At 69.2% G+C, this 18,316-nt stretch carries 17 protein-coding genes; 7 read left to right on the forward strand and 10 right to left on the reverse strand.

Annotated features, from left to right (window positions below):
- Positions 1 to 10: 10 nt before the first annotated feature.
- Both G7043_RS13395 and G7043_RS13400 read right to left on the reverse strand, forming a co-directional pair.
- The gene (locus tag G7043_RS13395) at positions 11 to 379 is read right to left on the reverse strand and encodes a hypothetical protein (protein ID WP_166045938.1); all 369 of its coding nucleotides are present in this window, start codon (positions 377 to 379) and stop codon (positions 11 to 13) included.
- A gap of 40 nt (positions 380 to 419) precedes the next feature.
- Entirely contained in the window at positions 420 to 788 is a 369-nt protein-coding gene (locus G7043_RS13400; RefSeq protein ID WP_166045939.1) for a hypothetical protein, read from the reverse strand.
- Positions 789 to 897: 109 nt separating this feature from the next.
- On the opposite strand from G7043_RS13400, the gene G7043_RS13405 reads away from it, so the two are divergent.
- On the forward strand, positions 898 to 3,504 hold the full coding sequence (locus G7043_RS13405; RefSeq protein WP_166045940.1) for an AfsR/SARP family transcriptional regulator: 2,607 nt from the start codon (positions 898 to 900) through the stop codon (positions 3,502 to 3,504).
- Here G7043_RS13405 and G7043_RS13410 read toward each other — a convergent pair.
- Positions 3,437 to 4,225: a glycosyltransferase gene (locus G7043_RS13410; RefSeq protein WP_166045941.1), complete on the reverse strand. Its 789-nt coding sequence runs from the start codon at positions 4,223 to 4,225 to the stop codon at positions 3,437 to 3,439. The genes G7043_RS13405 and G7043_RS13410 overlap by 68 nt on opposite strands.
- Before the next feature lie 81 nt (positions 4,226 to 4,306).
- Here G7043_RS13410 and paaZ point away from each other — a divergent pair, with 81 nt between their 5' ends.
- The gene (gene paaZ / locus G7043_RS13415) at positions 4,307 to 6,328 is read left to right on the forward strand and encodes a phenylacetic acid degradation bifunctional protein PaaZ (RefSeq protein ID WP_166045942.1); all 2,022 of its coding nucleotides are present in this window, start codon (positions 4,307 to 4,309) and stop codon (positions 6,326 to 6,328) included.
- Between the two features lie 84 nt (positions 6,329 to 6,412).
- Here the strand turns inward: paaZ and G7043_RS13420 are convergent, their stop codons facing one another.
- On the reverse strand, positions 6,413 to 7,891 hold the full coding sequence (locus tag G7043_RS13420; RefSeq protein ID WP_166045943.1) for an FAD-dependent oxidoreductase: 1,479 nt from the start codon (positions 7,889 to 7,891) through the stop codon (positions 6,413 to 6,415).
- A gap of 42 nt (positions 7,892 to 7,933) precedes the next feature.
- Between G7043_RS13420 and G7043_RS13425 the strand changes: the two genes are divergently transcribed.
- From G7043_RS13425 to G7043_RS48270, 4 genes are all read left to right on the forward strand, one after another.
- Complete coding sequence (locus G7043_RS13425) at positions 7,934 to 9,196, forward strand: NAD(P)/FAD-dependent oxidoreductase (RefSeq protein WP_166045944.1); 1,263 nt, start codon at positions 7,934 to 7,936, stop codon at positions 9,194 to 9,196.
- Positions 9,197 to 9,241: 45 nt separating this feature from the next.
- Positions 9,242 to 9,748 (forward strand): helix-turn-helix domain-containing protein, encoded by a 507-nt coding sequence (locus tag G7043_RS13430; RefSeq protein ID WP_166045945.1) that lies wholly within the window; start codon positions 9,242 to 9,244, stop codon positions 9,746 to 9,748.
- A 28-nt stretch (positions 9,749 to 9,776) separates the two neighbouring features.
- Positions 9,777 to 10,679: an SRPBCC family protein gene (locus G7043_RS47575; RefSeq protein WP_313887845.1), complete on the forward strand. Its 903-nt coding sequence runs from the start codon at positions 9,777 to 9,779 to the stop codon at positions 10,677 to 10,679.
- 129 nt (positions 10,680 to 10,808) lie between these two features.
- The gene (locus G7043_RS48270) at positions 10,809 to 11,633 is read left to right on the forward strand and encodes an extensin family protein (protein WP_166045946.1); all 825 of its coding nucleotides are present in this window, start codon (positions 10,809 to 10,811) and stop codon (positions 11,631 to 11,633) included.
- A gap of 75 nt (positions 11,634 to 11,708) precedes the next feature.
- Here the strand turns inward: G7043_RS48270 and G7043_RS13450 are convergent, their stop codons facing one another.
- The 5 genes from G7043_RS13450 to G7043_RS13470 form a co-directional block, all read right to left on the reverse strand.
- A complete protein-coding gene (locus G7043_RS13450) occupies positions 11,709 to 12,335 on the reverse strand; it encodes a DUF4360 domain-containing protein (RefSeq protein ID WP_166045947.1) in 627 nt (208 codons plus the stop codon).
- Between the two features lie 402 nt (positions 12,336 to 12,737).
- Positions 12,738 to 13,250, reverse strand: coding sequence for an ATP-binding protein (locus tag G7043_RS13455; protein WP_207311129.1), 513 nt, complete (start codon positions 13,248 to 13,250; stop codon positions 12,738 to 12,740).
- A 200-nt stretch (positions 13,251 to 13,450) separates the two neighbouring features.
- Entirely contained in the window at positions 13,451 to 14,074 is a 624-nt protein-coding gene (locus G7043_RS13460) for a DUF4360 domain-containing protein (RefSeq protein ID WP_166045948.1), read from the reverse strand.
- Positions 14,075 to 14,501: 427 nt separating this feature from the next.
- Positions 14,502 to 15,782 (reverse strand): HAMP domain-containing sensor histidine kinase, encoded by a 1,281-nt coding sequence (locus G7043_RS13465; protein WP_166045949.1) that lies wholly within the window; start codon positions 15,780 to 15,782, stop codon positions 14,502 to 14,504.
- A complete protein-coding gene (locus G7043_RS13470; protein WP_166045950.1) occupies positions 15,779 to 16,444 on the reverse strand; it encodes a response regulator transcription factor in 666 nt (221 codons plus the stop codon). The genes G7043_RS13465 and G7043_RS13470 overlap by 4 nt, the downstream gene beginning before the upstream one ends.
- A 25-nt stretch (positions 16,445 to 16,469) precedes the next feature.
- Here G7043_RS13470 and G7043_RS13475 point away from each other — a divergent pair, with 25 nt between their 5' ends.
- Positions 16,470 to 17,021 carry a hypothetical protein gene (locus G7043_RS13475; RefSeq protein ID WP_166045951.1) on the forward strand — a complete coding sequence of 184 codons (552 nt, stop codon included), beginning with the start codon at positions 16,470 to 16,472 and terminating at the stop codon, positions 17,019 to 17,021.
- 66 nt (positions 17,022 to 17,087) lie between these two features.
- Here G7043_RS13475 and G7043_RS13480 read toward each other — a convergent pair whose 3' ends face one another.
- Entirely contained in the window at positions 17,088 to 18,293 is a 1,206-nt protein-coding gene (locus G7043_RS13480; protein ID WP_166045952.1) for a glycoside hydrolase family 88 protein, read from the reverse strand.
- Positions 18,294 to 18,316 lie beyond the last annotated feature (23 nt).

Genomic DNA, 18,316 nt, shown 5'->3' on the forward strand with positions numbered 1-18,316 from the left:
GATCACGTGATCAGCAGCGGCCACCCGCGAGGATGGTCACCTCGACCGGCTTGGCGTCACCGATCTGCTTGCTGCCCTGGTCCCTCGCCGGAGCGACGAAGCACCGGGTGAAGGGGAACTCACCGGCCGGGCGGAAGTAGAGCTCGATCGCCCGTGCCTGGTTGCAGTGGTTGTTGTAGTACACGGTGGTGCTCGTGGAGCCGTCGCCCCACGAGATGTTGATCTTCTTGCCGCTCGGCGACGTGCAGGACGCCGACTTGCGGTGCACGTCCTGGACGGACACGTCGCCGGACGTGGTCGCGGACGCGGCCGGTGCGGCCAGGCCGGCCAGCGAGAGACCGGCGCCGACGACGGCCAGAACGAGGTTGCGAGACTTCACGTACTTCCCCCTGCGTTGTTCTTCGAGTTGGAGCGCGTCGTCAGCAGCTGGTGGCGGTCCCGATGACCGCGTAGTACGGGTTGGCCATGTCGAGCACCTTGCTGCCCTGGGTCCGTGCCGGAGCGACGAAGCACTTGAAGATGGTCGTGCCGCCGGCGCCGTAGAAGCCGAAGGTGAGCGCGCGTCGCTGGTTGCAGTGGTTGTTGTAGTAGACCGTGGTGTTGGTCGACCCGGCTCCCCACGAGATGTTGATCTTCTGGCCGCTCGGCGACGTGCAGGACGCCGATTTGCGGGTCACCGCCTGGACGGACACGTCGTCGGACGGCGCGGCGGACGCGGCCGGTGCGGCCACACCGGCCAGCGAGAGACCGGCGCCGACCATCGCCAGAACGAAGTTGCGAGACTTCACGTAGTACCTCTTTGAATCGTTGTTCGCATGTCCCCCAGCCGGTCACCACGGTGGGGAACACGTCCAAAATGAACCTGAAACGGATCTTGAATCAGCTGATGGGGGCGCGTTGACCTTCGAGTTCGGGCTGCTCGGCGACCTGGAGGTGCGCGTGGACGGCCTCCTCGTCGACATCGGGCACGTGAAGCAGCGGTCGGTGCTGGTGGCGTTGCTGGCGGAACAGGGAAGTCCGGTGCCCCTCGACCGGCTGATCGACCGGGTCTGGGGTGAGCAGGCGACGGCGCGAGCCAGGGACACGCTGTACGTCTACCTGTCGAAACTGCGGCAGGTGCTCGACATCCAGCGGGAACCCGGCGGCTACCGGCTCCGGGCCGACTCCGTCGACCTGCACCGGTTCCGGACGCTCGTCACGCAGGCGCGCGGGCAGGCGGACGAGCGGGCGCTGGAGCTGCTCGACGAGGCGATCGGGTTGTGGCGCGGCCCCGCGCTCGCCGGCCTGGACTCACCCTGGCTGGCCGAGTTCCGGGAAGAGCTGAACGTCGAACGGGTCGAGGCCGAGCTGGACCGCAACGACCTGGCGATCAAGCTCGGCCGCGCCGTGCTGCCCGAGTTGCTCAAGGCCGCGGAACAACGGCCGGTCGACGAACGGCTGATCGGACAGGTGATGCTCGCGCTGCATCGTGCGGGCAACTCCGCCGAGGCCCTGCGCCACTACGAGGCGCTCCGGCAGAGGCTGGCCGATGAGCTCGGGGTCGATCCCGGTGCGCCGTTGCGCGTGCTGCACGAGCACATCCTCACCGCGGAGCCCGCTCGCACGCCGCGCCAGCTGCCCGCGCCGCACCAGTGGTTCAGCGGCCGGGCGGCCGAGCTCACCGAGGTGCGCGGCGAAGGCGTGACGGTGATCGCGGGCGCCGGAGGTGTCGGGAAGACCGCGCTGGCCGTCCAGTGGGCGCACCAGCACCTCGACGACTACCCCGACGGCCAGCTGTACGTGGATCTGCGCGGGTTCGACCCGTCCGGCGAGCCCGTCACCACGGAGGCGGCGCTGCGCGGGTTTCTCGACGCGCTGGGCGAGTCCGGCGGGGAGGTGAGCGCGAACCGCTACCGGAGCCTGGTGGCGGGCAGGCGGTTGCTGGTCCTGCTGGACAACGCGCGTGACACCGAGCAGGTGACCGGGCTGTTGCCGGGGAACGGGTCGTGCGCGGTGCTCGTCACCAGCCGCAACCGGATGCCGGGACTGCTGACGGCCGGCGCTCACCTCGTGCCGCTGGACGTGCTGGGAGCGAGTGAGGCGCGGGAGTTCCTGACCTCCCGGCTCGGGCGGGCGCGCGTCGCTGTCGACCCCGGCGACCTCAGCGAGCTGCTGTGGTGGTGTGGCGGCCTGCCGCTCGCACTGGGCATCGTGGCGGCGCGGGCGGCCATGAACCCCGGCCTCCCGTTGTCCGTGCTCGCCGACGAACTGGCCGAAGGCCGGCTCGACGCCCTGGACGCGGGAGAGGTCGGCGCGAACCTGCGGGCGGTGTTCTCGTGGTCGCGCGACGCGCTGAGCGCCGAGGCGGCCGCGCTGTTCGCGTTGCTCGGGCTGATCCCCTCCACGGACGCGAGCCTGGCCGCGATCGAGGCCCTGTCCGACCGGCCGCGGACGCGGATGGTGTTGCGGGAGCTGGAGAACGCGCACCTCGTGCACCAGCACGTACCGGGTCGCTACCGCATGCACGACCTGGTCCGGCTGTACGCGGCAGACCTCGCCGGGGAGAACACCGAAGCCCTGCACCGGTTCACCGACCACCTCCTGCGGCGCGCCGGGGCCGGTGCGCTGACGCTGGAACCGCACCGGCCGCTGCCGGAGCTGGAACCCTGTGAGAGGTTCTCCGACTCGGCGGCCGCGATGCGCTGGTTCGACGAGGAGCACGAGTCGTTGCTCGCCGTGCAACGGGTCGCGGCCGAGCGCGGCTGGCACGAGACCACCTGGCTGCTGGCCAGGACGATGAACCACTACCACCGCAGGCGCGGACGCTCGGGCGACGAGCTGACCACGTGGCACCTCGGCCTCAGTGCCGCAGAACACTTGGGAGACAAAACGAAACAGGCGGCCGCCCACCTGTGCGTCGGCCTGATCCACGCCCAGCTCTCGCACAGCACGCTTGCCCAGGACCACCTCGCCCGCTGCCTGGAACTGCACGACGAGGACGACTTCGAAGCACGAGCGGGCGCACATCGCGCGATCGCCTGGGCCATGGAGCACGCAGGCGACTTCGCGGGTGCGCTGGACCACGCGCTGGACGCGCTGGACGGCTTTCGCAAGGCGGATCTGCCGATGCGGGAGGCCGAGGCGTTGAACGAGGTCGGCTGGCGATATGCGTGCCTGCACCGCTACGCCGACGCCGCGGACTACTGCGAACAAGCCATGACGCTGAGCCGGAAGCTGGGTCACGTCGAGTGCGAAGCGGCCACGTTGGACAGTCTCGCCCACATCGCGCACCACGACGGCAGGCACGCGGACGCGATCGCGCACTACCACGAGTCGTTGACGCGGTACCGCGAGCTGGACAACAGCTACGAGGAAGCCACCGTGCTGCACCATCTCGGTGACGTGCACGCCGCGCTGAACCAGCACGGGGAGGCTCGTGAGCTGTGGGACCGGGCGCTCACGCTGTACCTGGCGCAGGGCCGGACGAACGACGCGACGGCACTCGCCGAGGTGCTGGGGAGCTGAGGCCTTCGAGGTCGACGCCGTAGGCCCCGAGAACCCGGCGCAGTTCTCCATCGGGTTCGTGGACGACCTGCCGGTAGGCGGGTGGGTGGGTCGGGTGCAGGTCGAGCATGTCGTGGTCGGCGTCCCAGCCGAGCCAGACCTTCTCGTACCAGTCCGGGACGATCTCGTGGGCGTGCCCGAACAACCGCAGCTTCTCCTTCAGCTCGGCGTCCGTGCGCACGTAGGACAGGTGCCGCAGCCAGATGTCGGTGAGGTGCGGTTCGGCGTCGACGTACCGCGTTTTCGTGAAGCGCGCTCCCCGGCGGACCCCGATCGACGCGGTCAGCTTCTCCGGCGGCTCGATGCGGTGCTCGATCGTCTTCCAGTACGTCCTCAGCCGGACCGAGAGCGCTTGGTGCTCGTCGCCGTGACAGAGCTTCACCAGTGCGCGCAGGTCGTCGTCCAGCAGGATCTCGTCCGAGTCCAGGCAGAAGACCCACTCGCAGTCGTCCAGCGCGTCGAGCCCCGCGTTGCGCGTGTCCTGCTCGCTGCGCCACTCCGCCTCGATCACCTCGATGCGGGGATCCAGCGGCGGGACCGGCGTGAGCGTGGTGGGCGCGCCGGACTGGGCGCGGGTGCCGCGCAGGACGACCAGCCGGTCGACGACCTGGAGCAACTGACCTGCGACGGCGGGGAGGAACCGCCATTCGTTGAGGACCGGAATGGCGGCGCCGAGCTTCATGGTGATCACTCTATCCACTGCTACCGTGCGGGAACGAGGTCGGCGCGGACCCGCCGGCCCAGCATGAGAAGGGTTGGCTCGATGAGCTTGCTGCGCAGCTACGTGTCGGGTGGATGGCACACGCCAACGGCTGAGGGCGCGCCGTTGCACGACGCCGTGACGGGCGAGGAGATCGCCCGGATCTCGTCCGCGGGCATCGACATGGGTGCGGCGCTGGCGTACGGCCGTTCGGTGGGCGGTCCCGCGTTGCGCGAGCTCACGTTCCACCAGCGGGCGCAGTTGCTGAAGGCTCTCGGGCTGTACCTGAAGGAGCACAAGGCCGAGCTGTACGCGCTGTCCGCGCGCTCGGGTGCGACCAGGTCCGACTCGTGGATCGACATCGACGGCGGCTTCGGCGTGCTGCTCGGCTACGCGTCCAAGGCCAAGCGCGAGCTGCCGAACGACAAGGTGTACGTCGACGGGGCGGTGGAGCCGTTGGGGCGTGGTGGCACGTTCGTCGGTCAGCACATCTGCACGCCGTTGCGCGGTGTCGCGGTGCAGATCAACGCCTTCAACTTCCCCATGTGGGGGCCGCTCGAGAAGTTCGCGCCCGCGTTCATCGCCGGGGTGCCGTCGCTGATCAAGCCCGCCTCGCAGACGGCGTACGTGACCGAGAAGCTGGTCGAGCTGATGCTCGCGTCCGGGCTGCTGCCCGAGGGGTCGTTGCAGCTGGTCTGCGGGTCGGCCGGGGATCTGCTGGACCACCTGACGCCGCAGGACCTGGTCGGGTTCACCGGGTCCGCCTCCACGGCCCAGCACCTGCGCACGCACCAGGCCGTGATCCGGTCCTCCGTGCGGTTCAACGCCGAGGCCGACTCGCTGAACTGCTCGATCCTCGGGCCGGACGCCGTCGCCGGGACGCCGGAGTTCGACCTGTTCGTCGGTCAGCTGGTGACCGAGATGACGACCAAGGCCGGTCAGAAGTGCACGGCGATCCGGCGTGCGCTGGTGCCCGCGTCGTTGATGGACGCGGTGGCGGAGGCGACCGCGGCGAAGCTGGCCGAGGTCGTGATCGGCAACCCGGCCGACAAGTCCGTGAAGATGGGCGCGCTGGCCGGGCTGGAGCAGCGTGAGGAGGTCCGGCGGTCGCTGAAGGCGTTGCAGGAGAACGCCTCGGTCGTCTACGGCGACGGTGCTCTGTCCCTTGTGGACGCGGACGCCGAGCGCGGCGCGTTCATGTCACCGATGCTGCTGCGCGCCGCCGCCGACGCCGTGCAGCCGCACGAGGTCGAGGCGTTCGGCCCGGTGTCGACGCTGATGCCGTACGACTCGGTCGAGGACGCGGTGGAGCTGGCGGCGCGGGGTGCCGGGTCGCTCGTCGGGTCGATCGTCTCGGCGGACACCGACTTCGTGCGCGACGTGGTGATCGGGGTGGCGCCGTGGCACGGCCGGTTGCTGGTGCTGGACCGCGACGACGCCGGTGAGTCCACCGGGCACGGGTCGCCGTTGCCGATGCTGGTGCACGGCGGACCCGGCCGGGCGGGCGGCGGCGAGGAGATGGGTGGCATGCGCGGCGTGCTGCACCACATGCAGCGCACCGCCGTGCAGGGCAGCCCGAAGACGCTGGCCGCCGTCACGAACCGCTGGGTCACCGGGGCGCCGCGCACCGAGGACGCGGTGCACCCGTTCCGCAAGACGCTGGCCGAGCTCAGGCTGGGCGACACCGTCGTGGCCGGGCCGCGGGAGGTGACGCTGGAGGACATCGAGCACTTCGCGTCGTTCACCGGCGACACCTTCTACGCGCACATGGACTCCGAAGCCGCCGCGGCGAACCCGTTCTTCGGCGGCCGGGTCGCGCACGGCTACCTGGTGGTGTCGTTCGCGGCGGGCCTGTTCGTCTCGCCGGAGCCCGGCCCGGTGCTGGCCAACTACGGGCTGGAGAACCTGCGGTTCGTCACGCCCACGTTCCCCGGTGACCTGTTGACCGTGACGCTGACGGCCAAGCAGATCACGCCTCGCGAGGACCAGGAGTACGGCGAGGTGCGCTGGGACGCGGACGTGACGAACCAGAAGGGCGAGTCGGTCGCGCGCTACGACGTCTTGACGTTGGTGGCCAAGCATTAGCAGGGCCGCTCTGGACGTTGATGAGGGGAGCTTTCCCAAACCTCAGGTTGAGGAAAGCTCCCCTCATCAACCTCAGCCCAAGAACTAGCGCGGTTCGCGGCGGGGGAGGGGCTTGGTGGCAGGCCCCTCCAGCACCTCGCCGTCCACGTCGAAGCGCGAGCCGTGGCAGGGGCAGTCCCAGCTGCGTTCGGCCGCGTTGAACCGCACCAGGCAACCGAGGTGGGTGCAGCGCATGGACACGGCGTGCAACTGGCCGTCCGCGTCGCGGTAGACGCCGGTCTTGCCCAGCCCGTCGCGGATCACGTGGGCGTGGTCGCGCGGCAGGTTCTCGCTGGAGGTGGCGTCGGCGGGCACCACGCGGTCGCCGAGGAACTCCACCGCGACCTCGGCGTTCTTCCGCACCAGGTCCGGCAGGGACCTCAGCGAGAAGCGGTGCGGGCTGAAGCGGTCGGCCAGGTCGTTCGGTTTGTCGGTGACGAGGTCGGCCAGCAGCGAGGCGGCGAACGTGCCGCTGGTCAGGCCCCACTTCATGTAACCGGTGGCGGTGAACAGGGTGGTGTTGCCCGGGGTGTAGGTGCCGATCATCGGCAGGTGGTCGTAGGCCGTGGGGTCCTGGGCGGACCAGCGGTGGGTGATCTCTTCCACCTGCCAGTGCCTGCGGGCGAAGTCTTCCAGGCGGCGGAACGGTTCCACGGCGGACTTGCCGGTCGGGTGGCTCTGGCCGGCGAGGATCAGCTGGTCCCCGTGGGCGGAGATGGACCACGACGGGCTGCCGGTGCTGATCGCCAGCGCGGTGGGCGGCGCGGCGACGCGGGCGGCGATGCAGTAGGCGCGGGTCAGTTCCATGCGGGCGAAGTACAGACCGCGGTCCAGCGTGGGGAAGTGCGTGGCGATCACGATCTTGGCGGCCTCGACCTGTCCGTCCGCTGTGGACAGACGGTTGCCGGTCACGTCCAGCACCCGGCTGTGTTCGTGGACCGCGCAGCCGCCACCCTCGATCGCCGCGGCGAGGCCGAGCAGGTACTTGACCGGGTGCAGCGCGATCTGGTCGTCCAGGCGGACCGCCGCGTGCACCTCGAAGGGCAGGTCGACGTCGGTGCTCGCGCGCACCGGCAGGCCCACCTGGCGGGCCGCGATCAGTTCGTGGTCGACGTCGCTGACCTCGGACTCGGTGTAGGCGTAGGTGACGGCCGGGCCGCGGCGCAGGTCGCAGGCGATGTTCTCGGTCCTGACCAGGTCGGCGACCTGGGCGACGGCGGACACGGAGGCGGTGGCGTAGTCGGTGGCGGCGGCCAGGCCGTGGTTGCGGCGGATCTGGGAGTACACGGTGGACTGCAGAGCGGTCACCTTGGCGGTGTTGTTGCCGGACACGCCTGAGGCCACCCGGTCGGCTTCCAGCACGACGACGCGCAGACCGCGGCGCTTGAGCAGCAACGCGGTGGTGAGGCCGGTGATGCCGCCACCCACCACGGCGACGTCGAACTCGTGGGTGCCGGTCAGAGGGGGGCGCGGCGTGGCGGGCAGCGCGGAGAGCCAGAGCGACTGATCGGCGGTGGTGGTCATGGCGGCCGGATACCCGGCGCCCGGAGTGGGTATGCGGCGGGCATGGGCAAGCACCGAGTAGTAGTCGTCGGCGGCGGGTTCGGCGGGCTGGGCGTCGTGCGCGGGTTGAAACGCGCGGACGTCGAGGTCACGTTGATCGACCGCACCAACCACCACCTGTTCCAGCCGTTGCTCTACCAGGTGGCGACAGCGTTGCTGCCCACCGGAGACATCGCACCGGCGTTCCGCGCGATCCTGCGCAAGCAACGCAACGCGCGGGTGTTGCTGGGCGAGGTGACGGGGTTCGACACGAGGAGCAAACGAGTCCACGTCGATCTGCCGGACGACACGTCCAAGACCGTCGAGTACGACACGCTCGTGGTGGCGGCCGGATCGAGGGACAGCTACTTCGGGCACGACGACTGGGCCGAGTCCGCACCGCCGATGAAGACGCTGGAACAGGCGGTCGCCCTGCGGTCGAGGCTGCTGCGGGCGTTCGAGACGGCGGTGACGTCCGACGATCCCAAACAGTGGCTGTCGTTCGCGGTGGTCGGGGCGGGGCCGACGGGGGTCGAGCTCGCCGGGCAGCTCGCGGACCTGGCGCGCAGGGCGTTGAAGGGACAGTTCCGGGAGATCGACCCGCGTGACGTCCGGATCACGCTGCTGGACGCGGTGCCGCACGTGCTGCCGCCGTTCTCCGCGCCGCTGCGCGAACACGCCCGCGTCAAGCTGGAACGGCTCGGCGTGACGGTGATGACCGGCGCGATGGTCGAGTCGATCGACGCGGAGGGCCTCACCACCGAGGACGGCGACCGGGTCGAGGCGCGGACGATCATCTGGGCCGCCGGCGTGCAGGCCTCGCCGCTGGCGCGCAAGCTCGCCGAGGCGACCGAGACCGACGTGGACCGCAAGGGCCGGATCATGGTGAACCCCGCCGACTGCTCGGTCGCCCGCGACGTCTACGCGATCGGCGACATGGTCAACCTGAACGACCTGCCGGGCATCGCCGAGCCCGCCATCCAGGAGGGCCACCACGTCGCCCGCGTCATCAAGGCACGCCTGCTGGGCCGGGAAACCAAGCCGTTCAGGTACCTGGACCTCGGCACGATGGCGACGATCTCCCCCGGTGACGCGGTGGCGGACATCAAGAAGCTGCGGCTGAAGGGGCTCATCGGCAAGGCCGCCTGGGCGGTCGTGCACATCGCGTTCCTCGTCGGGTGGCGCAACCGCGTCGCGGTGCTGACGCAGTGGGCGTGGAACATCCTCACCGGGCGCCGCGCGCAGCCGATCATTCTGGAGCCGATGCATGCGATAGTGCGGAAATAGCAGGCATGGCTACCGTCCACGAAAGCCGAAGGTCGGAGTGGGCGGATGTCGAACCTGGTGAACCAACTGCCCGTCGAGGTCGTGCGGTGGCCGTTGGACGCGGCGGCACGGGAGGCGTGCCAGCGCAGCGGGACGTTGTGCCTGCTGCTGCTGGAGCGGAACGTGCCCGCGCCCGTGCTCACGGACCTGCGGGAGGACTGGGTCCGCGCGCCGGTGCCGCACCAGGACCTCGCCGTGCGCATCGCGATGTTGCGGGCCCGCGCGGCCCGGTACGCCGTGCCGGAGCTGGACGTGGCCGGCATCCTGCGGTTCCGCACGCGTTCCGTGGTGCTCTCACCCACCGAACGCGCGCTGGCCGCCGAGCTGCTCAGACGCTACCGGTCGCTGACCTCGCGCGAGAACCTGCTGGTCTGCCTGCCCACCAAGGCAGGCGACACCAGCAACGCGCTGCACCTGCACATCATGAGGTTGCGGCGGCGGATCGCGCCTCTGGGTCTGGTCATCAAAACGCTGTGGAACCAGGGCTATCAGCTGGGTCCGGCCGGCTCCTAGGAGGTTTGGCCAGGGGTAACCACGAGCCGTGAACACGGAGCTGCTGGGCATCTACCTCAACGACCACCTGGCCGGGGCGATGGCGGGCACCGAGCTCGCCCGCCGCATCGGCCGCACGCACCCCGAGCTGCGCGTCCTCGCCGACGACATCGAGGCCGACCGCCAGGAGCTGCTCGACGTCATGAAGGGCCTCGGCGTCGAGTGGCGTCCGCACAAGGCGGCGATCGGCTGGCTCACCGAGAAGGCGGGCAGGCTCAAGTTCAACGGCAGGCTGCTGGGCCGCTCGCCGCTGAGCGACGTCCTCGAACTGGAGACGCTGCATCTCGGCATCGAGGGCAAGGCCGCGCTGTGGCGGGCGCTGCAGGCGATCGGCGCCGTCGACGCGCAACGACTGGAACGCCTGCTGCACCGGGCGAGCAGCCAGGCGGAGCTCGTCGAGGCCTACCGGATCCGCATCGCGCCCAAGGCGTTCAACGCGCCGCACGTGTCCGGCGTCGACGTCGAGCGCACGTTCACCGTCGCGTCCTCACCGGAGGGCGTCGTCGAGTACCTGCGCGACTTCTCCCGCGCCGAGCAGTGGGATCCGGGCACCGTGACCTGCACGCGCCTGGACGAAGGACCGGTCGAGGTCGGCTCGCGCTGGCGCAACGTCTCGACGTTCCTCGGCCGCAAGACCGAGCTGGTCTACGAGCTCACCCGCGAGGACGCGCACGGCCTGCAGTTCGTCGGCCGCAACGACACCGCCACCTCCACCGACGACATCTCGATCACCGCGGGACCCGCGCCCGGCACGACCCGGATCGGCTACCACGCCCACGTCGAGTTCAACGGCCTCGCGAAGCTCGGGGCGCCCGTCGCGAAGCTGGCGCTCGAGAAGCTCGGCACCGACACCGAACGCAATCTCATCCGCGTGCTCGGGTCCGTGCGGTAAAGAGAACGGAAAACCGCAGGTCAGGCCGCATTCCCCGGTATGGGCGTGATCCCTAGACTCCCTCGCGCCGGTTCGTGAGACAGGCCTTCCTCCTGTCCGCTCCGGCTAGGACACAGAGGGAGAACTGGGGTGTTCGAAAACAACGTCACCAGGCGCGGCTTCGTCACGGGAGCGGCCGCCGTCGCCGGGCTCGCCGGCCTGTCCACCATCGCTCCGGGACTGGCCGGTGCCGCTCCGCAGACGAACGACCAGCACACCGAAAACGAGATGGCCCCCGCCGTCGGCGCGCTCGCGATGATGACGTTCCAGAAGATCGACGGCACGCCGGTCTACTACTGGCGCTCCAACCGCGGCAACACGACCGCCAGAAACTGGCAGGCCACCGACGCGTTCTACAACGCGCTCGTCGCGTGGATCCGGGACCTGCGCTCGCTCTCGTCGAGCTACGGCTCGATCAGCTACATCGTCTCGGCCGGCTTCTACGTCAACAAGCCCGGCCAGCACGGCGCCGGCACCGCGATGGACCTCGACCACGTGCGCTGGTCCGGCGGCAACACCATCTCGCCGCTCGACAAGGCCCACGCGTCGGGCACCGCCTCGGTCCGCAAGCGCTACCTCGCGACGGAGGCCGTGTGCCGCCGCCGGTTCCGTTACGTGCTCGACGGCTGGTACAACGCCGACCACGCGGACCACATCCACGCCGACTTCGGTGGCATGCCGGTCCGCGCGGTCAAGGACTCCGAGTCCGACACCAAGTTCGTCCAGGCCGTGTGCAACAACTTCCGCGGTTCGGGCCTCGCGATCGACGGCGACTGGGGCCCCGCCACGACGAGCGCGTTCAACGGCCTCAAGTCCGCGCTCGGCGTGACCGGTGACCCGCACACCAGTTCCTCGGTGTGGCAGGGAATGCTGTCGAAGATCGCGACCAAGGGCTTCGCGAACCAGAACATCTGATCCGCCGGAGCGAGAAACGGCAAGGCCGGAGCCCCTGAGGCTCCGGCCTTGCCGTGCGAGGACTGGCTGTTCTCCCTACTTGGGGCACTTCTTCCAGGCGAAGTGGTAGATGGTCTCGATCGAGCCGTCAGTCGAGTCCATCGCCATGAAGCTGGTCTTCTTCGGGTCGGAGGTGCCCTTGTCCACGCGGAGCTCCGTGTTGATGTTGAAGTTCCGCTTCGCACCGCACGGGTGGTAGATGATGGACGCGACGTCGGTCTTGTGCGTCACCTGCCAGTCGTCGCTCAGCGCGCCGTTCCACGTCTTCGACCGCTGGTCGTTGTCCGACATTCCCTGGAAGTAGTAGCTCGCCTTTTGTGTGCCCTTCGCTCCCTTTTCCAGGTGAGCGAATCCTCTGTAGTCGGCCTGCGCGATTCCGTAGGTGAAGCCGCCCGGCACGTTGACCTTGAGGTTCAGCTGGCAGTTCTTCCGGAAATCGGTCGGCCGCGAGTCGGGCCCGACCTGGGCCATGTAGTCGCTGTAGGTGACCGTGAACGCCTTGTTGTCAGGGGAGACGGCGATGGCGGCCGTGCCGATGCGGCAGCCGGAGCCGTTGACCGTGACGACGTCGATGGTGATCTGGCCCGTCGGGGGCGGATCCGCGACCGGGGGAATGACGATGGTGGACAGAGCCAAGCCGGCCGCAGCCAACGTGCTAATCATGGGACACCTTTCCGAATGTGCTCTGACATGTCGGGCGGCGTGATACGAGACCGTATCGGAAAGGGTGTTAACGAACGTCCGCCAACCAGAGCAACATTGCCGGGTGCGACCGCACTGGAATGTGTTCAGACCATTTGTGACCTTTTGTGTTCGATCGGTTACCGCACTGATGGCCGAGTCAAAACGGACGTCGGTCAATCACTGTCCATACCGAAAGAACGCCATTCAGGAACGTAATGCTCCTGGCCTCGCGCCGAATGTAACACGCCCCGAACGGAGTACTGGGGGCCTGCCAGGTGGAACTCAATTCGTGAAGTGTCCACACACGTGAACCCGCTGGCACGACAAGGGCGCGTCCACTGATGGACGCGCCCTTGTGGGTGAAACTCGTGCTGAAGCGGTTTACCGCTGGTTGCCGCCGCCCATGGAGCCGCCGAGGCCGAACAGGATGCGCTGGATGAGCTCGGGATCGACGTCCGGCTCGTCGCCCAGCGCCTCGGCCGCGGGGGAGCGGCGCTTCTCGCGCCGGGGTAGCGGCACCGCGTTGGCGTTCACCCCGGTCGGCAGCGCGAGCTCGCACCAGATCAGCTTGATCCCGCCGGCGAGTTGCAGTTCGCCGGTGCGCAGGTCGGGCGAGGTGGGCGGCATCGTGAACCGGGCGGCCTCGAGTTCGATGACGAGGTAGTCGCCGCTCAGCCTCAGCCGCAGCGTGATCAGCCGCGATGTCTTGGGGTCGGCGGACTCGACGGCTGCCTCCACCAGCGCGCAGGCAACGGCCGAACACTCGCCGATCATGTTCCGCAGCCGCCACTCACCGAGGGTGAAGCGGACGAAGAGATCGGCGCAGTTCACCGCGGTGGGCAGCGCGATGAGTGTCAGGTCGTCAACCTGTGCGGTCTGGGCGTTCACCGGCATGCAGCCTCCGTTCGCGTGCGGCGCGCGATCCAGCGACGGTCACCCGAATGGCCGTCGCGGTGTGCGGGAATCTACATGGGTATACGCGGGAAGCAATGGCCTGGTTGACTCACCCGTCAAAAGTCACGACCGGGTCACGGCGAGAGGCCCCGGCGCTCACTGTGCGTAGAACGCCGGGCGCACTCCGTGATCATTTTCGCTCAGCATCGCTTCCAGGCGAACTGGTAACGGGTGTTGACGCTGCCGTCGGTCGAGTCCATGGACACGAACGCGGGCTGGTTCGAGGGGTTCGCGGACACGCGGACCTCGGTGTTCACGTTGAGGTGCCGCACCATGCCGCACGGCGCGAAGACGATCTCCGCGACCGGGGTCGAGTCGGTGAACTGCCAGTTGTCGCTCAGCGGGCTGGCGATGTTGTGCGTGATCTGGCCGGTCGACGACGAGCCGGAGAAGTAGTAGCTGGCGCGTTGCATGCCCTTCGCGCCCCTGGGTAACGACGCGAATCCTCTGTAGTCCGCCTTCGCGATCCCGTAGGTGAAGCCCTGCGGGTAGTGCACGCGAAGGTTCAGCTGGCAGTTCTTGCGGAAGTCGGTCGGTTTCGATCCGGAACCCGCCTGGGCCGTGTAGTCGCTGTAAGTGACCGTGAATGACGTGTTGTCGTCGGCGGCGGCGACAGCGGCTGTTCCGGCGGGGCAACCGGAACCGTTGACCGTCACGACGTCGACGGTGATTTTGCCGGGAGGAACGACGTCCGCCGTGCTCGGCGCCTCGGGGGCGACGAGGAGCGACAGTGCCAAGCCCGTTGCTGCAATCACGCTGAGCATGAGGCGCCTTCCATTTTGGGGGATGGATGGCGGCGGAGTGGTGTGGACATTATCTTAAATGGACTTAAGGTGTGGACAGCCGACCGGGCGAACTTAAATATATTTAAAACGGATTAATCGTCTGAACGGTGGATTGGCGACGGCGCACCGTCGGCTAACTTCGTGTCAGATCGCAAAAACGATCACATCGACACCCTGAATACGCCGGTCCCCACACCTGGCGCCGAGAGCCCCGGCTGATCCACCTCGTTACACCGGTGTGGGAAGACAAGCGCGCACTGCTCATCGGGTTCCTCCCTCCTGCTCGGAGCTCGGTGGTGCGGCAGCGGTGCTGCGCAGTCGGCCGGTGCCCGCCGGCGGCGTCGGACCCGTCCCACGGTCCGATCGCCGCCGGCGGTGTTCTTTTTCCGGCCCCCCACAAGGGGCACTAGAGCCTCCGGAGCCTCAATTGCACGCGCGCCCCACCCAGCGGCCCGCGGTCGACGCGGAGAGAGCCACCCGTGCTTTCCGCGGCGCGGCGGGCGATGTCGAGCCCCAGCCCGGTGGAACCACCACCGCTGGCGCCGCGCCGCACCGCCTGGTCGATGTCGGGGATGCCGGGACCGGCGTCCTCGACCACGAGCGCCACCAGATCGGCCTGGTGCACCAGGGTGACGGCGAACCGGGTGCCCTCCGGGGTGTACCGGAAGACGTTGCCCAGCAACGCGTCCAGCGCGGCGGTGAGATCGGTGCGGGCGAGCGGCACGGGCGCGGGCTTGTCGGCGCCGCGGACGGTCCACGGCCGTTCCTGGTCGTCGGCGAGCGCGGACCAGAACACCAGCCGGTCGCGGACGACGCTCGCCGCGTCGGCGCCGGTGTTGTCGGGCTGCAGGCCGGAGCGGGCGGCCTTGATGATCTCGTCGACCTCCCTCTCGAGGCCCTGGACGGCCTCTCGGACGCGGTCCGCCCCCGGGCCACTGCCGAGGGTGTCCGCGTCCAGGAGAAGGGCCGTGAGAGGTGTTCTGAGGCGGTGCGAGAGATCGGCGACGACCTCGCGTTCGGCGGCGAGCAGGTGCCGGACGCGTTCGGCCATGGCGTTGAACGCCTTGCCGACCTCTGCGAGCTCCGGCGGTCCCTTGACCGGCACGCGGACGCTGAGATCGCCCTGCCCCATGGCGCAGGCGCCTTCCGCGAGCCGCCGGGTGGCCTTGACGGCCCGCGCGCCCAGGCGGTCGGCGACGAACACCGAGCCGGCGACGAGTCCGACGGCCACCCCGGCCAGCAGCCACCACGTGCCGATCACGCCGTGGGTCAGCTGTTCCTGCGGCACGAACGCCTCGATGATCGCGACCCCGCTGGCACTGGTGGCCAGCGGCTGGAGATAGGAGATGCCATCAGGCCGCTCGACCGTGGACGCCCTGGCGAGGTTCCGCGCCTCCTCGAGGTTGGCACCGGTGATGTGCGACGTGCCGTAGGTGCCGGCGGGGACGGCGATGTGCACGGCCAGCCGCTGCTGCGTGCCGTACTTCGTGGTTCTCATGGCCTGGCGGATGTCCGCGGCCTTCTGGGAGATCACCAGCGCCGGGATGAGCGCGTTGGCCTGCTTCTCGGCCTCGCCGATTGCGCGCTCGTACGCCGCGTTCTTGACGACGAGAGCGAGTGGGATGAGGAAGGCCAGCGCGACCATGCTGGTCGCCGCGAGAGCGACCAGCACCAGTGAGCGCCTCATCTCGGTGCGACCAGACGCACGCCCACGCCGCGCACCGTGTGCAGGTAACGCGGCTGCGCGGCCCGTTCGCCGAGTTTGCGGCGCAGCCACGACAGGTGGACGTCGAGCGTCTGGTCATCGCGGTTGGACGGCCACAGGTTGGCCAGCAGCTCGGCTCGCGGCACCACTTCCCCCTGCCGTGCCGCGAGGTAGGACAACAGCTCGAACTCCTTGTGCGTCAAGGAGAGCTCCTGACCGTCCACAGTGGCCTTGCGGAGGTGCACGTCGATCTCCAGGCCGCCGACGACGAGTTGTTTGCTGTCGCGCGCCCGCCTGAGCACGGCCTGCAGCCGGGCCTCGAGGTGCTCGCTGGAGAACGGTTTGACGAGGTAGTCGTCCGCGCCCGCGTTGAGCAGCCGGATGATCTCGGCCTCGTCGTCGCGGGCGGTCGCGATGACCACCGGGGTGTTCGTGACGCCTCGGATCATCCGCAGCGCGTCACCGCCGTCGAGGTCGGGCAGCCCGAGGTCGAGCACCACGACGTCGTAGGTGTTGGCGGTGACTTGGCGCAAAGCCTCGATCGCGAGCGCGACACCGTGCACGATGTGGCCCTGGCCGGTGAGAGCGCGCGTGATCGCCGCTCGCACCACCGGGTCGTCCTCGACCAGCAGTACTGATGCCATGAGCCGCTACAGGAGGATTGCCGCAGTGAGACGGTCGATCGGATACCTGGTCGCCTGGGCACTGGTGACCGTGGTCGCGGTCGGCCTGTCCTGGTTCGGCATCCGGTCGGCGATGGAACCCGCTCCCGTGGTCGCGACGGAGGTCATCACGGGCTCGGCCGTGCTGCCGATGCCCACCATCACCGCGCCCGCCGTCCCGGTGACCGAGACCGGTCCCTCGCTCGGTTCGTCGCCTGTCACGCCGTCGTCCACCAGGCCTCCCGTGGTCAGTTCCGCTGTTCCGGCTCCTCCCAGTAGTACGGATGGACGCGCTCCCTCGGCTCAACTTTCGCAGGGGGAATGGCAGCCGGACGGTTCCTACGTCCACGCCTTCCACCTGCGCGGCGGTGACGTGGTCGTGCGTTACCGCTCAACGGGCGTGGAAGCGCTGTCCGCCACCCCCGCCGACGGCTGGTCGGTCTCCGTCGAACAGCCCGGCGGCCCGCTGGTGGTGAACTTCCGCACCACCACCGGCCGCCTCTCCCGCCTCGAAGCCACCTGGTCCAACGGCCCGAAGGCCAACCTCATCGAGAAGTGACCGCACGCGGGGCGCTTTCGTACTGTCAGACAGTACGAAAGCGCCCCGCGTGCATCTAAAACACGGTTACAGGCCGATGGCCTTGGCGATCTGGGCGGGCTTGAGGACGCGGAGGATGGCCTCGTAGAGGTAGTAGTCGCCGTAGGGGAGGGAGACCTCCACGCCGTCTTCGGAGGGGCGGTTGCGGGTGCCTCGGGCCATGATCGCCTCGGCGCGGGTGGAGTTCGTGGTGAGGCAGGTGCGGATCAGGCCGTCCAGGATTTTCAGGGCGCGGTCGCGGTAGCGGTCGCTGCCGGTCGCCTTGGCCAGGTCGAGCAGGCCGCACGCCATGATCGCGCCCGCCGAGGAGTCCTTGACGTCGTTGGCGCCCAACGGCGAGCGGTAGTCCCACACCGGCACGTGGTCCGGCGTCAGAGCGCCCAGCGCGAAGTCGGCCATCCTGCGGGCGGTGTCGCGGAACTCGCGCAGGCCTGTGCGGCGGTACATCGTCGTGAAGCCGTAGATGCCCCACGCCTGGCCGCGCGCCCAGCACGACGTCGGGCTGTAGCCCTGCACGGTGTTCGGGCCGATCGCCGCGCCGGTGTCCGGGTTGAAGTCGAACACGTGCGGGGTCGAGCCGTCCGCGCGCAGGAAGTGCGTCTGAGTGGTTCTGGCGTGCGCGATCGCGATGTCGATGAACTTGCGGTCGCCGGTCTGCTCGGTGGCGAACGCGAGCAGGTCCAGGTTCATCATCGTGTCGATGATGACCCGGCCCGCGTTGCCCGGCGTGCCGAGCCTGCCCCACGCGCGGATGAACCTGCCCGTGGCGTTCCAGCGCTGGATCAGCGTGTTCGCGGCGTCGACCGCGCCGTCCCGCCACAACGGGTCACCGGTGAGTCGGTACGCGGTGACCCAGGACGGGTAGAAGAGGAACCCCAGGTCGTGGTCGCGGGGCTCCAGCCGGCGCGGTGCCAGCCGGTTGTTCGCGGCCTCGGCCAGCGCGCGGAGCTGGGCGTCGCCGCTGTCGAGGTGCGCGAGCCACAGCGTGCCCGGCCAGAAACCGCCGATCCAGCCGCCGTCGGCGACGTAGGTCCACTTCTCGAACCGGGTGATCTCCGGGAACGACGTGATGCCCGGTGCGACCGCCTTCAACTTGGTGAGGCCGTAGTCGAGTGCGCCGCGGAGCTTGGCGGGGGAGGCGGCAGCCTCTCCCGCGCCGAGCACGACACCGCCTCCGGTGAGCAGGGGAGTGGCCGCGGCAGACGCCAGAAGGGTGCGTCGAGACAGATTCACGAGACCGTCCAGTCCCTTTCATG

Source organism: Lentzea alba (genome assembly GCF_011067745.1).
Lineage (GTDB): Bacteria > Actinomycetota > Actinomycetes > Mycobacteriales > Pseudonocardiaceae > Lentzea > Lentzea alba.